Origin of the sequence: Rhodanobacter fulvus Jip2 (genome assembly GCF_000264315.1) — a bacterium.
Lineage (GTDB): Bacteria > Pseudomonadota > Gammaproteobacteria > Xanthomonadales > Rhodanobacteraceae > Rhodanobacter > Rhodanobacter fulvus.
This window is the reverse complement of the sequence record NZ_AJXU01000019.1, coordinates 1-266: the sequence shown is the minus strand read 5'-3', so window position 1 is coordinate 266 and position 266 is coordinate 1. Positions and strand designations below refer to the sequence as shown.

The following is a 266-nucleotide window of genomic DNA, read 5'->3' as shown; positions in this document are numbered from 1 at the left end:
GCAGGTCGGCGTCGTCGACCAGGGTGGTGGGCACCACTTGGGCATGGGCGTCGGCCATCACGCGGGCCATGTTGCGGCGTACGCCCTTGAGCTGTTCCGGCTGGCCGCTGGCCTGCTGCGAGGGAGGTGCGGTGCGGACGGCTTTGCCGGCCAGCGAAACGGCGGTTCTCCCCTCTCCCGATGTCGGGAGAGGGTGGCGCGCAGCGCCGGGAGAGGGTTCGGGCGAAGCATAGTGCCGCGCTCCGGCCGTACCCTCTCCCCCAGCC

1 pseudogene is annotated in these 266 nt (G+C 72.2%); it reads right to left on the bottom strand.

The features are described from left to right. Window positions 1-266 (bottom strand): annotated as a pseudogene (locus tag UU9_RS18350) (2-oxo acid dehydrogenase subunit E2); the annotation flags it as partial.